This window comes from Pseudomonas sp. LBUM1647, from assembly GCF_059716175.1.
Genome location: NZ_CP166809.1, coordinates 5,156,117 through 5,173,913 on the forward strand (window position 1 = coordinate 5,156,117; position 17,797 = coordinate 5,173,913).

General features: G+C 59.0%; 17 protein-coding genes and 4 pseudogenes. 1 reads left to right on the top strand and 20 read right to left on the bottom strand.

Annotated features, from left to right (window positions below):
* Window positions 1-48 precede the first annotated feature (48 nt).
* The 17 genes and pseudogenes from ACA059_RS23680 to ACA059_RS23760 all read right to left on the bottom strand — a co-directional run.
* Window positions 49-315: a hypothetical protein gene (locus tag ACA059_RS23680; protein ID WP_497631197.1), complete on the bottom strand. Its 267-nt coding sequence runs from the start codon at window positions 313-315 to the stop codon at window positions 49-51.
* Window positions 312-1,604, bottom strand: a complete 1,293-nt coding sequence (locus ACA059_RS23685; RefSeq protein ID WP_497631198.1) for a motility associated factor glycosyltransferase family protein — start codon at window positions 1,602-1,604, stop codon at window positions 312-314. The genes ACA059_RS23680 and ACA059_RS23685 overlap by 4 nt, the downstream gene beginning before the upstream one ends.
* An 83-nt stretch (window positions 1,605-1,687) precedes the next feature.
* On the bottom strand, window positions 1,688-2,614 hold the full coding sequence (locus tag ACA059_RS23690) for a ketoacyl-ACP synthase III (RefSeq protein ID WP_134421374.1): 927 nt from the start codon (window positions 2,612-2,614) through the stop codon (window positions 1,688-1,690).
* A gap of 181 nt (window positions 2,615-2,795) precedes the next feature.
* Window positions 2,796-3,536, bottom strand: a complete 741-nt coding sequence (locus tag ACA059_RS23695) for an HAD family hydrolase (protein ID WP_497631199.1) — start codon at window positions 3,534-3,536, stop codon at window positions 2,796-2,798.
* The gene (locus tag ACA059_RS23700) at window positions 3,520-4,506 is read right to left on the bottom strand and encodes an ATP-grasp domain-containing protein (protein WP_497631200.1); all 987 of its coding nucleotides are present in this window, start codon (window positions 4,504-4,506) and stop codon (window positions 3,520-3,522) included. Before ACA059_RS23700 ends, ACA059_RS23695 begins: the two co-directional genes overlap by 17 nt.
* A complete protein-coding gene (locus ACA059_RS23705) occupies window positions 4,503-5,093 on the bottom strand; it encodes a GNAT family N-acetyltransferase (RefSeq protein ID WP_497631201.1) in 591 nt (196 codons plus the stop codon). Before ACA059_RS23705 ends, ACA059_RS23700 begins: the two co-directional genes overlap by 4 nt.
* Window positions 5,090-5,842 carry a crotonobetainyl-CoA--carnitine CoA-transferase gene (locus ACA059_RS23710; RefSeq protein WP_497631202.1) on the bottom strand — a complete coding sequence of 251 codons (753 nt, stop codon included), beginning with the start codon at window positions 5,840-5,842 and terminating at the stop codon, window positions 5,090-5,092. Before ACA059_RS23710 ends, ACA059_RS23705 begins: the two co-directional genes overlap by 4 nt.
* An 11-nt stretch (window positions 5,843-5,853) precedes the next feature.
* The gene (locus ACA059_RS23715) at window positions 5,854-6,741 is read right to left on the bottom strand and encodes a class I SAM-dependent methyltransferase (protein ID WP_497631203.1); all 888 of its coding nucleotides are present in this window, start codon (window positions 6,739-6,741) and stop codon (window positions 5,854-5,856) included.
* On the bottom strand, window positions 6,738-7,439 hold the full coding sequence (pseF, locus tag ACA059_RS23720) for a pseudaminic acid cytidylyltransferase (RefSeq protein ID WP_497631204.1): 702 nt from the start codon (window positions 7,437-7,439) through the stop codon (window positions 6,738-6,740). The genes ACA059_RS23715 and pseF overlap by 4 nt, the downstream gene beginning before the upstream one ends.
* Entirely contained in the window at window positions 7,436-8,545 is a 1,110-nt protein-coding gene (pseI, locus tag ACA059_RS23725) for a pseudaminic acid synthase (protein WP_497631205.1), read from the bottom strand. The genes pseF and pseI overlap by 4 nt, the downstream gene beginning before the upstream one ends.
* Window positions 8,546-8,635: 90 nt before the next feature.
* Window positions 8,636-9,799, bottom strand: coding sequence for a UDP-4-amino-4,6-dideoxy-N-acetyl-beta-L-altrosamine transaminase (pseC, locus tag ACA059_RS23730; RefSeq protein ID WP_497631206.1), 1,164 nt, complete (start codon window positions 9,797-9,799; stop codon window positions 8,636-8,638).
* On the bottom strand, window positions 9,796-10,797 hold the full coding sequence (gene pseB, locus ACA059_RS23735) for a UDP-N-acetylglucosamine 4,6-dehydratase (inverting) (protein WP_497631207.1): 1,002 nt from the start codon (window positions 10,795-10,797) through the stop codon (window positions 9,796-9,798). Before pseB ends, pseC begins: the two co-directional genes overlap by 4 nt.
* Before the next feature lie 30 nt (window positions 10,798-10,827).
* A pseudogene (locus ACA059_RS23740) lies at window positions 10,828-11,235 on the bottom strand (glycosyl transferase family 2); the annotation flags it as partial.
* Between the two features lie 2 nt (window positions 11,236-11,237).
* Window positions 11,238-11,537: pseudogene (locus tag ACA059_RS23745) on the bottom strand (class I SAM-dependent methyltransferase); the annotation flags it as partial.
* Window positions 11,534-11,755, bottom strand: a pseudogene (locus ACA059_RS23750) (dTDP-4-dehydrorhamnose 3,5-epimerase family protein); the annotation flags it as partial. The pseudogenes ACA059_RS23745 and ACA059_RS23750, both read right to left, overlap by 4 nt.
* 65 nt (window positions 11,756-11,820) lie before the next feature.
* On the bottom strand, window positions 11,821-12,228 hold the full coding sequence (locus ACA059_RS23755; RefSeq protein ID WP_497631208.1) for a hypothetical protein: 408 nt from the start codon (window positions 12,226-12,228) through the stop codon (window positions 11,821-11,823).
* A gap of 195 nt (window positions 12,229-12,423) precedes the next feature.
* Window positions 12,424-12,814 (bottom strand): annotated as a pseudogene (locus ACA059_RS23760) (transposase); the annotation flags it as partial.
* 193 nt (window positions 12,815-13,007) lie between these two features.
* Here ACA059_RS23760 and ACA059_RS23765 point away from each other — a divergent pair.
* Window positions 13,008-13,649, top strand: a complete 642-nt coding sequence (locus tag ACA059_RS23765) for a transposase (protein WP_497631209.1) — start codon at window positions 13,008-13,010, stop codon at window positions 13,647-13,649.
* 134 nt (window positions 13,650-13,783) lie between these two features.
* On the opposite strand, the gene ACA059_RS23770 is transcribed toward ACA059_RS23765, so the two are convergent.
* From ACA059_RS23770 to flgK, 3 genes are all read right to left on the bottom strand, one after another.
* On the bottom strand, window positions 13,784-13,963 hold the full coding sequence (locus tag ACA059_RS23770; protein ID WP_497631210.1) for a glycosyltransferase: 180 nt from the start codon (window positions 13,961-13,963) through the stop codon (window positions 13,784-13,786).
* Window positions 13,964-14,089: 126 nt separating this feature from the next.
* Window positions 14,090-15,694: a flagellar hook-associated protein 3 gene (locus ACA059_RS23775; RefSeq protein ID WP_497631211.1), complete on the bottom strand. Its 1,605-nt coding sequence runs from the start codon at window positions 15,692-15,694 to the stop codon at window positions 14,090-14,092.
* Window positions 15,695-15,707: 13 nt separating this feature from the next.
* Window positions 15,708-17,774, bottom strand: a complete 2,067-nt coding sequence (gene flgK / locus ACA059_RS23780) for a flagellar hook-associated protein FlgK (protein ID WP_497631212.1) — start codon at window positions 17,772-17,774, stop codon at window positions 15,708-15,710.
* Between the last annotated feature and the right edge of the window lie 23 nt (window positions 17,775-17,797).

Below are 17,797 nucleotides of genomic sequence, written 5' to 3' on the forward strand. Positions count from 1 at the left end.
GTCACGGGACAGCGAGGACTCGCCTGTACCGGCACCTTTCAAAAAGCGTTAAACGGCGGTTGCCGCCTTCAGCAATTCCGGCAGCTCATAGTCAAGATGATCCGCCAGCGCCAGCCAGTCCTGCGCCTCCTGACGGACCAGCATGTCAGTGAGCAACGCTGCCCAGAGGGATTGAACCTCGACACTCGCTCGCCCCATCACAAGTTGAACATCGCTGCACACCTGAATCATCAACAGCGCCGCTTCGACATCTCGCCCCAAACGGAACAAACCGGAACACTGCTGCGCCTGGGCAGCCAGCAAGCGTTGAGTCATCGCGTGAACTCCGGGTGAAACGTCGTGCCGACGATCATCGCCCCTGCCCGACTGCTGTTATAGAAACCCACCCCAGGATGCCCCGCGATGTACCGTTCCAGCTCGCACAAGTAACTGCGGAAATTGAGCTGCGTCTTCACCCGCTGACTGTGGCCGTCGAGTACCCAATGTCTGGCTGCGCCCACTTGCGGCCCAAGATCACCGTCATTCCAACCGGCGTGGGTCTTGTTGTTCGGGAAAGCAAAGTCGGCGCCGAACAGAGTGATCTGGCTGGCGCCCATTTTTACCGCGAGGTCCACAGCCGGATGGATCACACTGCCACCGACATAGAGCTGGGCCCTGGGTAGTCGCTCGCGCAGCTCTCTATACATCGGACTGGCGGAATAGGCCACGTAACGCTTGCCCTGCCAGGCTCTCAAAACCACTGGATCGACCATAGGCATGTAGACCAGCGTGATATCGCTCGTGGCATCGGACGGCAAATGTCGCGTCGAGATGCGCTGATCAATCGTGACCACCACATCCGGTTTGATCCCATGTTCGATTAGCGGTCGGTAGGCGGTATCGACGCAAATGAACAGCGGGCGCCGAGCCTGTTCGCGAACCGTACGCAGTGTGTCGAAGTGCTGTTCCAGGCTCGGCCCGGTGGCAATGACAAACACCTCCCAGCCGGGACAGGTGGCAAACAGCTCGGCCGCATCGGCATCGGCGCGAACACGCTCGACACACGCCTGCAAACGCTCGGCAATTTCCGGATTGTCGGCAGCGAATTCGCGATTATTGAAGGTCAGGTGGGTTTCGCTGATCAGCCGGTCGCGGATCTTGGCGTTGAAGTCGTCCGCCAGCACCAGCTCCGAAGGCAGCGCGAAGTACGGCAACTGGATTTCCGACAGATCGCCGGCATACAACAGCTCTACTCGCGAATCGCCGAGCCACGGCTGTTGATCGAGCAGTTGCAGCACCAGGGCAAACACCGCGCCGTTCAAAATATGCACGTATAACCGTTCAAGCCCGGCACGCTCCAGCAGTTGCAGCTGCAAATCACCCAGCCCGGTGCCATAGACATGCACCACCGGACTGTCGACCGGCAGGCTGTCGGCCTGAAGCAACGCTTCGCGAGTGCGGTCATGGCGACTGGTCAACTGAATGCCATTGATGCTCAACGTCGAGCCCAGGCCTTCCACCAGATCAGCTTGCAAGGCGGCGCTGTTCTCAACCGACAGTCGATCCCAGACCTTGGGCCAGCGCCGCTGTATCAACTCACCGTTGCGCTCAAAGAACTCGCTCATGGAGCCTCGCTTTTCATTCGGGCAAAAAAATAGCGCTCAAGGTTACACCTTGAACGCTTTTTTTGTGCCTGGCTTTTGATAGATCAAGGGCGATAGATAATCGCCGAGCCCCACGACAAACCAACGCCGAAACCGCTCAACGCCACGCGCTTCCAGGTGGAGTCCAGCACATGTTTTTCCAGCAGCAACGGAATGCTCGACGACACCGTGTTGCCAGTCTCGACCATGTCCTTGATGAACTTCTCCGGCTCGCCTTCGAAGCGTCGCGCCACGGCATCGACAATCGCTGCACTGCCCTGATGGATGCAAAAGGCATCGATATCGTCAGCGGTCAGTTGCGAATCGGCCAGCAATTCGTGCAAATGCGCCGGGACTTTAAGCAGCGCAAAATTGAACACCTGACGGCCGTTCATGAAGAACACCCCGTCGGTCACCTTCAGGTGCGGCGCACCGGAACCGTCGGTGCCGAACTTGGCCTTGCCCAATTGCCATGGCGCGTTTTCACCCATCCAGGTCGCGGTGGCGGCATCACCAAACAGCATAGTGGTGTTGCGGTCTTCCGGGTCGACGATCTTGGAGTACGGATCAGCGGTGATCAGCAGGCCATTCTTCAAGCCTGCGGCTTCCATGAAACCCTTGATGGCGTAGATGCCGTAGACGTAGCCGGAGCAGCCCAGGGAAATATCGAACGCGGCGACGGTGGTCGGCAGGCCCAGTTTGTCTTGAACGATAGCTGCGGTGTGCGGCAGGCCTTCTTCGTCACCGTTCTGGGTGACAACGATCAGTACGTCGATGTCTTCACGTTTCAAGTCGGGATTGTTGGCGAACAGCGCATTGGCTGCTTCGACACACAGGTCAGAGGTTTCCTGCCCGGCGTCTTTACGCGGCAGGAAGGCCGAACCGATTTTGCCCAGGATGAATTCTTCATCCTTTTCGAATTTTGCACCTTGTGCGTAATTGTCCACGCCGGCTACAGGAACGTAGCTCGCAATGCTCTTTATGCCAATCATTACGGCTTCCCAATAATAAACAGCCCAATACCACCGCTCGTAATGATTCGAGGGGCGCCGACAAACAGAGAAAAATGTCGCCCCGAGGGAGCGACAGACGGGAAGAATAAAAGGCTATCACTGGGCCAAACAGACACCAGGCGCCACCTCCCCGATTAATACAATACAGTGAAGATGCGCGTTATGACTCGCAGGTCACGCTATTTTGCCGAATCAGCGCCACAAGAGGCTTTCGACCAACGGGCGCAGCAGCCTGAAAGTGCGCGACCAGGACCCCGGGGAGTGCGTCAAGGTCCGGGATGGATATTTGCGCATCGTAGCCCGGCAGCGCCACGACGTTGCGATGTCCACCGGTCCGCACCCGAACGGTCAATGCACCCAGAGGGTTGAGATTGACGAAATCCTTGGAGGGGTTGTCACCGACGTACACCATGTCGGCCCAGCGACAGCCTTCTGCCTGGCGAATACGCTCGAAGCAGTGAAGGGACGGCTTTGCATGGCGGATACCAAAACGATGAGTGATCAGGACCCGTCGAAACGTTGAAAACAGCCCCAGTGCATCGACTTTGTTCCTCTGCACGATCTTGTGCCCGTCAGTGACGAGATAGAGCGGCACTTGCCCACGGTACCGGTCAAGCACGACGCGGGCAGCGGGAAACAATTCGAGACTCGGGCGATGATGCCGATAAACGTTCACGCACTCGCTCACGCGCGCCTTCGACAACTGTCCATGCGACTCAAGCCATCGGTCGAAAACCCGCCCTCGCCCCTCGCGCTCCAGCACGTCCAGCATCAAACCCAACGAACGTTCAGCGTTCCAGCCGAAGACATCCTCGCCGTGACGGGCCACGGCGCTCAGCCCGCTGATGACGAAGCTGCTCTCGTCATAGAGTGTATCGTCAAGATCAAAAATCAGGATCATGCAGCACCAGATCGGCGGGCAGACGAATCTGTCTGACCTCGCCGGCAATACGTTTGAAAACAGGTGGCAGCCCCACCCCGAAAGCCTCGCCAAGGCTCCAGTAAAGGACGTCCAGCCCAGCCGCAATGGCGGTGGTGGAGGCACCGCCAAAACGAGGATTGCATTCAATGATGCGCAGCGTGTCGTCGATGACGATGGCTTGCATCACCACGGGACCGCGCAAGTCCAGCGCCTCCAGGGCACGAACCGCTTCACGCTCAAGCACTTCACTGCGAAAAGTGGTCGTTATCTGCGATTCGCCAGCGATCACACGGTCGCGTCGGCGCAGCACCACGCCCACCACCGAACCATCACGATCAAGCCAACCGTCGATACTGATTTCCGGTCCTAGCACAAATGGCTGATAGATCGGTGCCTCCAGGTTTTGCGCGTGATGGCGAGCGGCATCGATCGGCAAATCAAGCCCTATCGCCCGGGACCCCGCACCGTAACGCTCTTTGACCACATAAGGTCCTGCTCCGACGGCCTCGGGTGTCATTGACGCCTCTATGATCGGCAGGCCGACCGCTTGGCCGAAGCGAGCAAAGGCAAGTTTATCGAGACAACGCTCAACGGCCTCGGGGTTGGAGACGACGACTGAGATGCCCGCTTCGGATAGCATTGCGCTGTGGCGCGCCCAAAAGGGCAACTCGCCATCGCGGGTCGGAAAAACCACCGCGATCCTTCGCTCGTGACACCCTTGAATCAGCGCCGGCAGCTCAGCGTCGGTCACGGGTGGCATCTGCCAGAACCCGTCAGCCACATAGCGCGCTGGCGCTTCAGGATCAAGATCGCCAGCAATCACACCAGCCTCGGGATGTATCCGCCGGACAGCGTCCTGCATCGCGCGCACCAGCGGAGCCTTACGCGAAGCCGACGTGACGAGCACATGGCGAGCCGTGCCTTTCAAGGGAGTCTGACTGTCGCTCACTGACCATTTTTCCATTCGAAGGCAAGCAAACCGTGGGCAAACGAGTCCGTGGGTTTGCCGTCAATCAGCACGTGCTCGCGCAAGCGTCCCTCACAACGAAACCCCGAAGCCTCGAGGGTTGCGATATGGCGAGTGCGGTGCGCAAATGTTTCGGTGCTGAGGCGTCGCAGTCCGAGATCGTCAAAGGCCAGTTGTTTCATCAAATCCAGAAAACGTGAAAACAGGGCGATGAGCTCGTCTGAGTTTTTTTCGAGTTCCGGGGTGAGCAAAAATGAAACCTCGGCCCGGCGGTTTGCCCAGGAAATGTGGACCAGCCCACCGTACCCGATCAAGACACCTGCACGTTCCAGCGCGACCAAAACCTGCGAGGGCTCCAGGCTTTCGGTCTGCGGCCAGACATGCTCGGCAAAATAATGCGCCTGCTGTTCAGGCGATATCGGAGCCGTTTGGCGCAGCACGTCCATCTGGGCATTTCGCCATTGCCGGATTGCTTCGATGTCGGCCGGTTGTACCGCTCGTACCGCAAGCACCCCGTCCGACAGCTTCGGGGTCGGCATCACCCGGTATCGAACGGCCTTCGCACTCATTCGATCACCAGATAAGAGGTGAGCGGATTGGAAGGGTCTCGCCGTATGGCGTAACGAGACAACCCCAGCACTTCGCGCACAGCGATGGTTTCGCCCGGAAACTCCGGTGTATTGAGTTCATCGAACGCCAGAATGCTGCCCTTGGTCAGGTACGGCAGGATCGCCTCAAGGCAGTCATGGGTCGGTTTGTAGATATCGAAGTCAAAATAGGCCAGCGCCACGATGGTTTCGGGATGAGCCTTGAGATACCCGGGAAGCGACATCGTGGCATCACCCGTAATCAGTTCGTGCTTTTTCTTGTGCGGAATCGGCGCGTTTTGCGCGTGAAAGTCGAGGATTCCCTCGAGTTCTTCCTTCCAGTTCTCCACGACGCCGTAGTCACCCGGCTGTACGCCGCCACCATCCTCCGGCGCGACCGCAGGAAAACCCTCGAAGGTATCGAAGCCGATGATCTTGCGGTTGTAGTTGAAGGGTTCGTGTATGCCCCGCAACGTGGAGAACAACGCCATGTTCTGCCCCCACCGTACACCAAACTCCATGATGACCCCGTGCACGGGCACGATCATCTGGTAGAGCATCTGCATGAAGTTGATCCGCGACAGCGTCTGTCGCGTGAGGTAGAGGCCGATGTTGTCCAACAGCTCGCGGTCGGGAATCCGTGAGGCGCGAAGTCGATCGACAAGCATCTGCTTGCGCTCAGTCTCGGACTGCGTCGAGCCCACCAGTGTTCGAATGGTTTGATCTGTCATGTAGTGACTCCTCAGGGTTTCGGTCTAAAGAACGCGGTCAGGTTGCGACCGAACCCCACATCAACGAGTGCCGCGTAAAAGCGGTTGGACGCTTCGATGCCTGCCTGGCCGATCAGCCGCTCAAGCATCAGGCGGGCCCGGTGGGCATGCGCTCCTCGGGAACGATCAGCGACGTAATTCGAGCCTTCATGCGCGAGAAAAAGGTCGATCGGGAAATCTCCCTGAATCGCAAGACAGTCCCAGTCCGTTGCTTCAGCCGTGCGGCGCAGGCTGTCAGCGGTGAAATACGACAGGTGATCGGGCATGGCGACCCAGAAGCGGTCAGGTATCGCTCCCGTGGCGTACAGCTCCTCGTGATAGGCCGTGCCATCGTTCGGCACCGTCACCACAAGCAGCCCGTCTGGCGCCACTAGACGGCGCAGTGATTGCAGCAGGCTCACAGGGTCCAGAACATGTTCGAGGACGTTGCCCAGCCAGACCAGATCGTATTGTTTTCCAGACGCGATACGCGCCTTGAGCAGCTCGAAGACATCACCCTGCTCGACATGGTCGGCGTAGGCCGGATTGACCTGCTGCACGCCTGCGCGGCTGTAGTCGATACCTTGAACCTGCCACCCGAGTCGCTCGAAGAACCTCAGCACGAAGCCTTCACCGCAGCCGACATCAAGGAGTCTGCCGGGTTGTTCATCACTCAAGAGCGTACGAGCCTGCCCCGCCTTTTGCGCGATTCGCAGCTCGATGACCTCGAGTTCTTCTTCAGAATAGGATTTTCGAAAACTGCTACTGGCCGCGTTCTGAAAATAAGCCTGCGCATAATATTCGCTCAAGGCCTCTGGCGTGGGACGATCCACTACCTCCAGAAAACCGAACTCGTGCCAGCGTAGACGCGGGTCATTCATCCAAACATCCTTTCATGTTTCAGCTCGGCAAGCCCCCAGTCATCCTCGGTATCGATATCCTGCACCTGCATCGCGGGCAAAATGATCGAGCCGGTGTTCGCCCCCATCAGCACCTGGTCGCGCAGAAACGCCCCGGTGCGGAACCAGTACCACTGACCGGCATCGTGATAGGCGACCGGAAGGTCTTGTGACCTGGCATTGAGGTGTTCAGGGAAGTTCAGGGCGATGCAACCATCGTCCTCACGTTGCAGCGATCGCCAGATCGGATAGGAAAACGCCGCGACGGGCATGATGACGTCGAACCGGCTTCCCAGCAGTTTCGCGCGTCCGTCAGTAAGGTCCTGTGCCCGCACGAAAGGCGCCGTCGGGTAGAGGCAGCAGGCAAGATCGAACTGCACGCCCGCCTCGGCGTATTGATCCAGCACCTCAAGCAGCACCTGCGACGTTGTGGCGTGATCGTCCGCTGCCGCTGCCGAGCGCAGAAAGGGCACCTCGGCGCCCAGGGCGCGCGCAACCTCTGCAATCTCTGCGTCATCGGTACTGACCATGACCGTGTCGAATGCGCCGGATGCGAATGCCGCTTCAATGGACCAGGCCAGCATGGGGCGCCCACGGAACAGGCGAATGTTTTTACGCGGGATCCGCTTGCTGCCACCTCTGGCAGGAATGATCGCGACGGCGGTCGGCGTGCCGGTCATGGATCAATTCCCCCTTCGATCATCGAGGCGTCGAGTGGCTCGCCAAAGGCAAGCTCGCGTGTAGCCCTGCGCCCAAGCACCACATCAAGAAATTTGGGTTTGAGTCCGTTACCGGGACGGATAGAGCGCACATTCGCCTCCGTCAGCCATTCGCCCTTGGCGACCGGTGCCACGACATAAAGTGAACGGCGATTTTTCAGGACAATCTGTTCCGACCGTGTGGGCTCGAATGCCGGAGCGCCGACCGCCACATGGGCAATGCGCGCCGTCGCCACGAGTTCGGCCAGCTCTGCGGGTTCCAGCGAGAAGGCGCTATCGACCCCACCCTCGGCGCGAGCAAGGGTGAAATGCTTTTCAATGAACGACGCTCCCAACCCGACGGCAATGGCCGACACCACCGTGCCGAGCGTATGGTCGGAGAGCCCGGCCACGACGTCGAAGCGCCGGGCGATCTCGGCGATCGTTGCCAGATTCGCTTCCTCTGGCGGCGCCGGATAAGCGGCGGTGCAGTGAAGCACCACAATCTCGGTGGCCCCAGCCGAACGCGCGGCCTCTACCGCTTCAGCGATTTCCTCAAGTGTCGCCATGCCCGTGGACATCACGATGGGCTTGCCCGTGCGCGCCACTTTGCGAATGAGCGGCAGGTCGATCAATTCAGGCGAGGCAACTTTGTAGGCGGGTGCGCCAAGGGATTCGAGGAAATCCACCGCCGTGGCGTCAAAGGGCGATGAAAACACGGTAATCCCGACTTTGCGGCCATGTTCAAAGATCGCCTGGTGCCACTCCCACGGTGTGTGGGCTTCTTCATAGAGTTCATAGAGGCGCCGGCCATCCCAGAGACCGCCGTTCACCATGAATTCCGCCCCGCAGTGATCGATGGTGATGGTGTCGGCACGGTACGTCTGAATCTTCACCGCATCCGCACCCGCCAGCTTGGCGGCTTCAATAATTCGAAAGGCACGGTTGATGTCACCGTTGTGATTACCGGACATCTCGGCAACGATGTAAGGAGGCTCGGCCGGACCTATGCGACGCCCGGCGATGCTCAGAACCGGTTGCCCAACGCTTGGCGCGCCTGTTCCCCGTGCTGCGTGCTGCCCTTTCACAAAGCCACTCCAGTTGTGTTGGTGATCGAAAAAGTGTTCACGATTTGCGGGCTGACACCGCGAGCCGGAACAACTGCCGCTCAAGCGTTTCTACGCCTCGAGCAACAGACGCCGCAGCTGCGCCACGACATAGTCCTGCTGTTCATCGCTCAGCAAAGGAAACATCGGCAGGCTGATGGCCTCGGCGTAATACCGTTCAGCCTGCGGGAAGTCTCCTTCGGCAAACCCCAGATCACGATAGTACGGCTGCAAATGCAGCGGAATATAGTGCAGGTTCACCCCGATCCCGGCTGCCCGTAACCCTTCGAACACCTGCCGATGGCTGAGATTGATCCGATCCGTCTGCAACCGCACCACGTACAGATGCCACGCCGACTCGGCCTCGGGCTGAGGGCTGGGCAGGGTCAGTGGCAAGTACGCCAACAATCGGTCATAACGGGCCGCCAGCTCACGACGACGCTCGATGAAGCCGTCGAGCTTATTCAGTTGTGACAGACCGAGCGCCGCTTGCAGATCAGTGATCCGGTAGTTGAAGCCCAATTCCACTTGCTGGTAGTACCAGGGACCGTGACTGGGTTCGGTCATCTGTTGTGGATCGCGGGTCATGCCGTGGCTGCGCAAACGCTGCAAGCGTTCGGCCAATTCCGGGCGGTTAGTCAGGACCATGCCACCCTCGGCACTGGTGATGATCTTCACCGGGTGAAAACTGAACACCGTCATCGCCGCAAATTCGCCGCAGCCCACCGGACGCCCGGCATAGGATGCGCCGACCGCGTGGGACGCATCCTCGATCACCGTAAAACCATAGCGTTCGGCCAACTCGGCGATCATGCGCATGTCGCAGCTTTGACCGGAAAACGCCACGGCCACCAGAACCTTCGGCAGCGTGCCGTCGCGCTCGGCAGCTTCGAGCTTCGCCGCCAGGGTGTAGGCGTCGAGGTTCCAGGTCAGCGGATCGATATCCACGAAGTCCACTTCGGCGCCGCAATAGCGACCACAATTGGCCGAAGCCAAAAAGGTGTTCGGCGTGGTCCACAACCGGTCGCCCGGGCCGAGCCCGGCAGCGAGACAGGCAATGTGCAAAGCGGCGGTGGCATTGCACACAGCCACCGCGAAATCGGCCTGACAACGCTCGACCATGGCCTGTTCGAAGCGTTCAATGGTCGGCCCTTGTGTCAGCCAGTCGGACTGCAACACGGCGACCACCGCATCAATGTCTGCCTGATCGAGACTTTGCCGACCGTAGGGAATCATGCCGACAGCTCCGCGTGCAGATCGGCGATCTGGCCTACCGACAGGAAGTGCGGGTTGGTGTCGGAGCGGTACTCGAAATCCTCGCTCACAGGCTTGCCCTGCTCGCCCAGTTTGTCGACGGCAAAATCCACATCGACGCTGGTGAAACGAATCGACGGCTGAATGGTGTAGTGATCATCGAACTCCAGGGTCATGCGCGCGTCGTCCAGCGGGACCATCAGCTCATGGAGTTTTTCTCCCGGACGAATGCCGACGTTCTTGTGCGGCAAATGTTCAGCCATGCCCAACGCCAGATCGACGATGCGGATAGACGGGATTTTCGGCACGAATACTTCACCACCGTGCATGCGGGCGAAGCTGTCGAGCACAAACTGCACACCATGATCAAGGGTGATCCAGAAACGCGTCATGCGCTCATCGGTGATCGGCAGCTCCGTGGCGCCCTCGGCAATCAGCTTGCTGAAAAACGGCACCACCGACCCCCGCGAGCCGGCGACGTTGCCGTAACGGACCACCGAAAAACGGGTGTTCTGGTCACCGGCAATGTTGTTCGCGGCGACGAACAATTTGTCCGACAACAGCTTGGTCGCGCCGTACAAGTTGATCGGGCTGGCGGCCTTGTCGGTGGACAGCGCGACGACTTTTTTCACCCCGTTGTCGATGGCCGCGGCGATGATGTTTTCCGCGCCGTTGACGTTGGTGCGGATGCATTCGGTCGGGTTGTATTCCGCCGCCGGCACTTGTTTCAGTGCCGCGGCATGCACCACGTAATCGATACCGCGCATGGCCTGACGCAAACGGTCAGCATCGCGCACATCACCGAGGAAATAACGCATGCACGGCGCGTTGAACGTCTGCTGCATCTCGTACTGTTTGAGCTCATCGCGTGAGAACACCACCACCCGCTTCGGCTGATATTGCTCCAGCAACCGGCGGATGAAATTGCGCCCGAACGAGCCGGTGCCGCCAGAGATGAAAATCGATTTACCGTTGAACATGCCTTGAGTCCTTGTACCTGTCAGTCAGGCTTATGCGAGCAACTGCGCCCAGTTCACCGGGGCTGGTTCACCCAGGGCAAAGCCCTTGCCGGTAAAGGCCAGGTTGTTGTTGTAAGCCTCGTCGTGCGCAAAACGCGCCTGCCACTTGTCGCGCAGGGCGGCCACTGCCTGTGGATCGTCCGGCAAGGTGCCCGGGGGTGCAATCTGAACCTGCGGCGTCCACACCGTCAGCAAACCAGCGTCCCCGACTTTCAGGCAGAGATCGACATCAGCGAAAACCTCATCGAACTGCTCGAGATCCAGTCCACCGAGGGCAACGAAGACTCCCTTGCGAATCATCAGACATACACCGGAAACAGCCGTGTAATTCTGTTCGACGGCCAATCGGCGCATGTAGCCCGACGCGTCCTTTTTCTCATCGATGAAGGGTGAAGCGATCCACGGCTGTCACGCCTCAGGCCAAAACGCTCGACCATGTCGGCCACGTAGCGCTCGGCATGGGCCAGCCAGGTGCTGGAGAAGGAACTGAAATAGGCGTACTCGGCGTCGAACAGACTGTCGGCACTGTTGTAATCCTCGGTCTGCACCAGCCAGCACTGCTGACACACCGCGACTTTCAGCGGCACCCATTGCTCGGCTTGTTCCAACTGGTCGGCACGGACATAGGCATTCGACGGCGGCGAGGTGCCGAGGTCGATCAGCGGCAAGGTCAACTGAGTACCGCAACCACGGCAGTTCATAGACGCACTCCAGCGAAGCGTTCATCGAGCAAGGGATGGCTGGCGTTCCTGACCGACAGATTATTGACAGGCAACGGCCAGGCAATCGCTAGCCGTGGATCGCTCACCGAAAGGCCGCCTTCGTGCTCCGGCGCGTAGTCGGCGCTGTGCAGGTAAAGCAATTCGGCGTCGTCGGTCAGGGTCTGGAATCCGTGGGCGAACCCGGCCGGAATCAGCAGTCTGTGCCAGAGAATTGGCTTGCCGCCGATTTCAATCATCGGCTTGGGTTTGAGGTGCGACTTCCTCACTGATGCGCGTGCCCAGACCACCCGCAAAAATAACTGCCTTCATCGTCTCCCCTCTTGTTCGCCACAGTGCTCAGCCATGCTGTATCAAGCTTTTTGCAGGCCTTCTGGATAAAACCTTCAATGCCGGTCAGAGCGCTTCCGGATTCACCGGAAGTGCTCTTTTTATGGCGATACCGGGGGAAGCCTGCAGGAAACGCGCCAGCTCCTTTAGTGCGGTGGGCAGGCGCTGAAACGAAAAAAGCCAGGTGTTGGAGGCCTGATGTTGTTCGCTTGGTTGGCAGCTGAGGGTTGGGGTTGGGGGGCATCTCCGTTTTTGCAGTAACGGCCACTAGCGGTTCCGCTTTTACATCTATGGTTACCCCTCTTTTCTGCAACACTGCTTTTGATGGGTGTCTGGCTTGCATTCATCTATCCGGTGTCTGAGTGGGGCTGTCGCGCCTCGATGAGAATCGATACCCGACGATCCTTTTTAGCGAGACGACCTTTCAGCCGCGTAAAAGCCCAGGGTTGTCGTCGGGCCGGTTGGCCGTTCACGTCATCAGTTATCCAGCATCGCAAAACCAGGTGGGTGGTGCTCGGGTGACAGCGGGGTCAGGTGTTCATCGCGACTGGCCCGCATCGAATTCTGTGTGGTGGGCCGCTATTGCCCAGGCGATTCTCGCCAGCTTGTTGGCCTGCGCACGCGGACCACGAGATTGGAGTGATGGTGAGACGCTATTAGTTGGCGGACCCAGTCCGCCAAAACGCCTTACTGTCGTTCCAGCTGTATCAAGTAGACACGGGCGCACTGGACGAGCAGGCGTCGCTGGTTGCGATCACCGCGCTTGCTGATGCCCAACAGTACGGTTTTGTCGCCCGTGGAATGTTGATTGGGTACCAGCCCGATTGAGGCCGCACAGCCTCGACCGCATTTGAACTGCTTGCATCTCCTAGCTCGGCAGCCAGGACGGTGGAGGTGATCGGGCCGACACACGGCATGGTCATCAAACGCGCATCAGCGAAGTCTTTTTTGTTGCTTTTCACGTAATCGGATGCAGTCGCCCACGCCGAGGCGTCAATGCGCCGCGGTGGCAGTCTAAGAAGCCAACGGCAGCGGGGGCGAGTCCATGAAAAAGCATAACGACGCTTTAACAGTCCCTGTCTTCAACCGATCTGTCGGCATGTACGACATCGGCGGTCAATCTTGCCAAGCAGGCAGCTTGTAGCCAAGCATCGCAGCGGCGCAAAAAATGATCACAACGATGTGCTGGCCATTTTATGTGCGGGACGGGACAACAAAATTACGGCGATGCCTATCAAAAGTGCCGCAGCACTGGCAATGCAGGCATCGCACCCTGCCCGACAGGGCTATGTGCGTCGACGCACAGCCACCAGTAATCAGGTGCGTAGGCTACTGATGGAGCACGGCGTTGCCTTGGCACAAGGTGATGTTGCTATAAGTCAAACCCTGCCTCGGGTGCTGGAAGATGCCACCCAGCCGCTGCCGGACATGTTGCGCGAACTGATCGACGAACTGTTGGGCGAATGGCGCCAATCAGGCGAGCGGATCAACGTGTTGACCGGTTGCCTTGAGACCGCGGCGAACGAAGATAAAACACTCCAGCACTTGATGGGTACGCATCAGGGCGCCACTCAGATTGCTGAGAAAGTTGGCAGCCGTGCTTTCCAGCACATCCAGCAAGTCTTCGCCCTTGAACAGCGTATTCCCCGAGGCAAAGCTGGTGTTCTCCAGTCGTTCGGGAAGCAGCAGGTAATCGCCGTCGCAATACTGACGCTGGGCAATCACCAGGTTCACATCGTCGTGATCGATGAACCCTGCACCTGACGGACAATATACTAAGGCAGCAATTGATCGTCATCACAGAGAAACTTGAGGTACTCCCCCGGTCACCTGCTCGGCGCAGGCGATCAAATTACGCTTGAACCCCAAGTGGCGATCATTGCGCACATAATGCAGCGTCAATCCTGTGGCACCGTGCAGGCCTGGACCAGATCATGGATTTCGTCGCTATTGCTATCGTCACAGACAATCACTTCAAGCGATGTATAGGTCTGATTCAAAGCACTTTGCAGCGCCGCCTCAAAGTACAGCGCGTTGTAGGCGGGAATGGCGATGCTGACAAGATGAGTTGGTTTCACGACAGAGGAACTCGCGAGCGGCGGGCGCTCACTCTGGAACGAGTGGAGCAGCCCTGAACCGTTGAAAAATGACGGTTTGCACTCGGGTGTATTGAACCTTCGTGCCCATAGCGCGAAGGCCTTGACTCAGACTTTGTTGAACAACCCCAACTGAGCGATTTTGCTAAACGCCAGTTGTGAGGCCTGCAACATGGTTTGCTGCAAGGTCAGGCGGGTCATCACCGTGGCCGGGTCCGAATCACGGATCGCCCCTTGGGTCTGCGTGTTGGCCAGCACCAGGCTCTGGTTGATATCGGTCTGAGTCGTCAGAGACGCACCGCGACCACCCACGGAACTGATGCTGGAGGTCAACTGGTCAATGCCGCTGGCCAGGTTGCCGATGCCCGAACCAATGGCTGCGTTGAGTTTTTGAATGGCCAGCGGATCGTTGTTGGTCGGCGTCGACAGCGCGGTTTTCAGCTGGTTGACGGTGTCCAGAATGTTCTGCGTCTGGTGAGTGTTGACCGCGACAGAAAACTGGTCACCGGCAAACATCGACGGCGCCGGCACGCCGCTCAGCTTGAAGGCGACACCCGATGCGGTGGCGACGTTGCCCGCCAGAACGCCGCTGGAAACCGGCTTGCTGTTCGCGGTCAGAGGCGCAGCATACAAGTCGAAAGCCGTGGGACTGGTGAACTTGAGAATCGCCTCGCCTTCCGGAAAGCTGGCGCGGTAGGCGGCACTGTTGGTGATGCTCGTATTGGTGACTACTTCGGTAGACAGATTGCCTGGGGCACGGGACGCATTGAAGCTGTCCGGCTTGGCCGCCAGGGTGAAGCTGTAGGCATTGGGGGACCCGACCGCCGGAAACACGGTCGCAGGAACGTCGCCAGGCTTCATGTTGATGTTCAACTTCAGGTCAACGCCACGGAAATTGATCGTCTGTGTGGCAGCACCACCGGTGGAGCTGAACACGCCATTGCCAGAAGCCTCGGACGTGACGTCATTACCCAGCGAATCGCGGATTTCCAATTGCGTAGGGCTGAGGAAGTTCACAGTGTAGGGCTCGCCACTGCGGAATTTGGCGTTGTAGGTCACGTCGGAACCTACCTGACCATTGGAAAGCACCACGCGACCGCCATCGACCAGCGCCGTGGGCGAAGTCATTGTGGTCTGCGTGCGACTGGTGTTAATGGCTTGCTGGAACACAGCCCAACCGGTGCTGTTGGTGGCCATCGACTGGGTATCGCCAATCGGCAGGTCCAGCGTGACCTGATCACCGTTATAGCTGTAGGTGCCGTCGGTATTGCGCGTGAACGGAACGGCGTCGCCCTTGGAGCCGGCGAAAATGTATTTGCCGTTTTCGTCCTTGGTGTTCATCAGGCTCAACAGCTGCTCTTCGATCTGGCCGAGCTCAGAAGCGTTGGCCTGGCGGTCGGCATCGGTATAGCCGGCGTTGCCCACCCCCAACGCCAGTTCCTTGGCGCGTTGCAGCACGTTGCCGATGCTGTTCATCACCGCTTCAGACTGGCCAAGCGTGGCTTGGATCGTCGTAATGTTGTTCGAGAACTGATCAAGCATCGAAGCCTGCTGACCCAACTGCAACAGACGCGAGGCGCCGACCGGATCATCGGCGGCCGTGTTGACGCGAACCAGGCTGCTGGCCTCTTCGCTGCTCTTGACCACGTTGGCGAAGTTCTTCTGATAGTTCGCAGCCGAGGACTCGTAAAACTGGGCGGTAGAAATGCGCATGGGCTACGACTCCTTAAATGCTGTTGATCAGTGTGCTGAAGATTTCCTGCGCAGCCTTGATGATCTGCGAAGAGGCGGTGTAGTACTGCTGATACTTGACCAGGTTGCCGGTTTCCTCATCGAGGTCGACACCCGAAAGCGAGTCGCGCGCACCTTTGGCGTTCGCCAGGATGGCTTCGGTCGCGGCGCTGTCGAGCTTGCCCTGGGCGGCCTTGGAGCCAACGCCTTCGACCAGTTTGCCGTAAGCGTCGTTCAGGGAAATACCTTTGCTGGCGGAGCCGGTGTCCACGGTCTGCGCGGTCTGCAAACCGGCCAGTGCGGTGCCGTTACGGTTGTCCACGCTGCCCGGCTGACTGAGCGAGACGTTGATCCCGGCGCCGTTGCTGGGGGAGCCGGCGATGGTCATGCTGAAGGCCGCGGTGTACTGAGTGGCAGGCGCAGGCGGGATCGGCGCACCCGTGGAATCCTTGAGCGGAATGCTCAGGCTCAGGGTGTTGCTCTCACCTGGCTTGATGGTGCCGCTGCTGATCACCCCACCCTTGGCATCCAGAAACTGGTAGGCCTGGCTGGTGCCGTCGGCGGACACCGCACCAAATACAACCTTGGCCGGCGTGGAGTTTTTCAGGCCGTTCTGCATCGCGCTGCTGGTGGCCGCGTCGTAGATATCGAATTTAGTGGTCAGGGTCGGTTGGCCGCTGGCCGGAATGGTCAGGGTGCCATTGCCGCTGCCGCTTGCCGCAATGGCCGCACCCAACGGTGCCGCGATGGCCAGACGTTTGGAGTCGGTCATCTCGGTCTTGATGTTGGCTGCCGCGTTGCGGGTCGGGGTGATCTTGAAGGTATCACCTGCAGCCGCGGTGCCACCGGCAAGCGTCAAGGAGAAACCGTCGATCACCAGCGGTGGCGTGGTCAGCGTGCTGAAGCTGCCCATAGACGAATTGTCTGGCAGGCGCTGTACGGTGTAGTCGGTGGCGCTGGTGAACGTCACCTTGTAATCGTTGATGGTCAGCTTGCCAGTGTCTTCGATGCTGACATCGAAGTTGCCCGAGCCCACGCTGTTATTGCCGGAGGCGATGCTGCGCTGAGCCATCTGCGCGGCACTGTTGACGCTGTTGAACAGGTTCGAACCGAAGTCACCGTTCTTGTCGATGCCCTGGGCCTGAATACTGTTCATCTGATCGGCGACGACCAGAGCGACGCGACCCAGTTCGTTCATGGCCGGGTCGAGCACGGTGCTGCGATAGCGCAGCAAACCGCCGATTTCGCCACCGGTCATGATCGACGTGATATCGATGGTGCTCGAACCACGATTGAGTTGCAGCGCCAAACGGTTCGGGTCGTCTTTGCCCGGCACGACTTCGAGTTTGTTGACGGTGTTGCCCATGACCAGCGGCTGGCCGCTGCCCAAGTAGATATCGACGTTGCCTTCGCGTTCGACGATTTGCGCGCCGGTAAAGGTCGAGAGCTGGCGTACGGTCTCGTTACGGGCGTCGAGCAGCTCGTTCGGCATGCCGCCGGAGCTGGAAATCTCGGAAATTTTCTGGTTCAACTGCGCCACGGTGGCGGCCAGTTTGTTGACCTGATCGGCCATGTTCGTCAGGTTGCCATTGATGTTCGCGTTCTGCTCGTTCAACTGGCTTGACACTGAATTGAAACGATTGCTCAAGGCCTGGGCATCGCTGAGCAGCAACTGGCGTGAAGCGTCGTCACCCGGCTTGGCGTTGACGTTCTGTACCGAGGCGAAGAACTTGGTCAGTGCACCATTGAGGCCGGTGCTGGTGTCCGACAGAAGTTTGTCCAGCGGCGTGACCTGACCCAGGTACGCGGCCGAATCACTGTTGAGCGACGTGGTGGTCTGCAGTTGGGCATCAAGGTAGCTGTTGTACACCCGACGTACATCCGCCAGGGTCGTGCCAGTGCCGATGTAGACATTGCCGAACTGCTGCGAGGCTTTGGTGCCCTGCACGGTCTGCTGACGCGAGTAACCCGCGGTATCGACGTTGGCGATGTTGTTACCCGTAGTCATCAACGACGATTGGCTGGCTGACAGCCCCGACATCCCGATGTTGAGCAAACTCATGGTTCAGACCTTATAGCTTATGC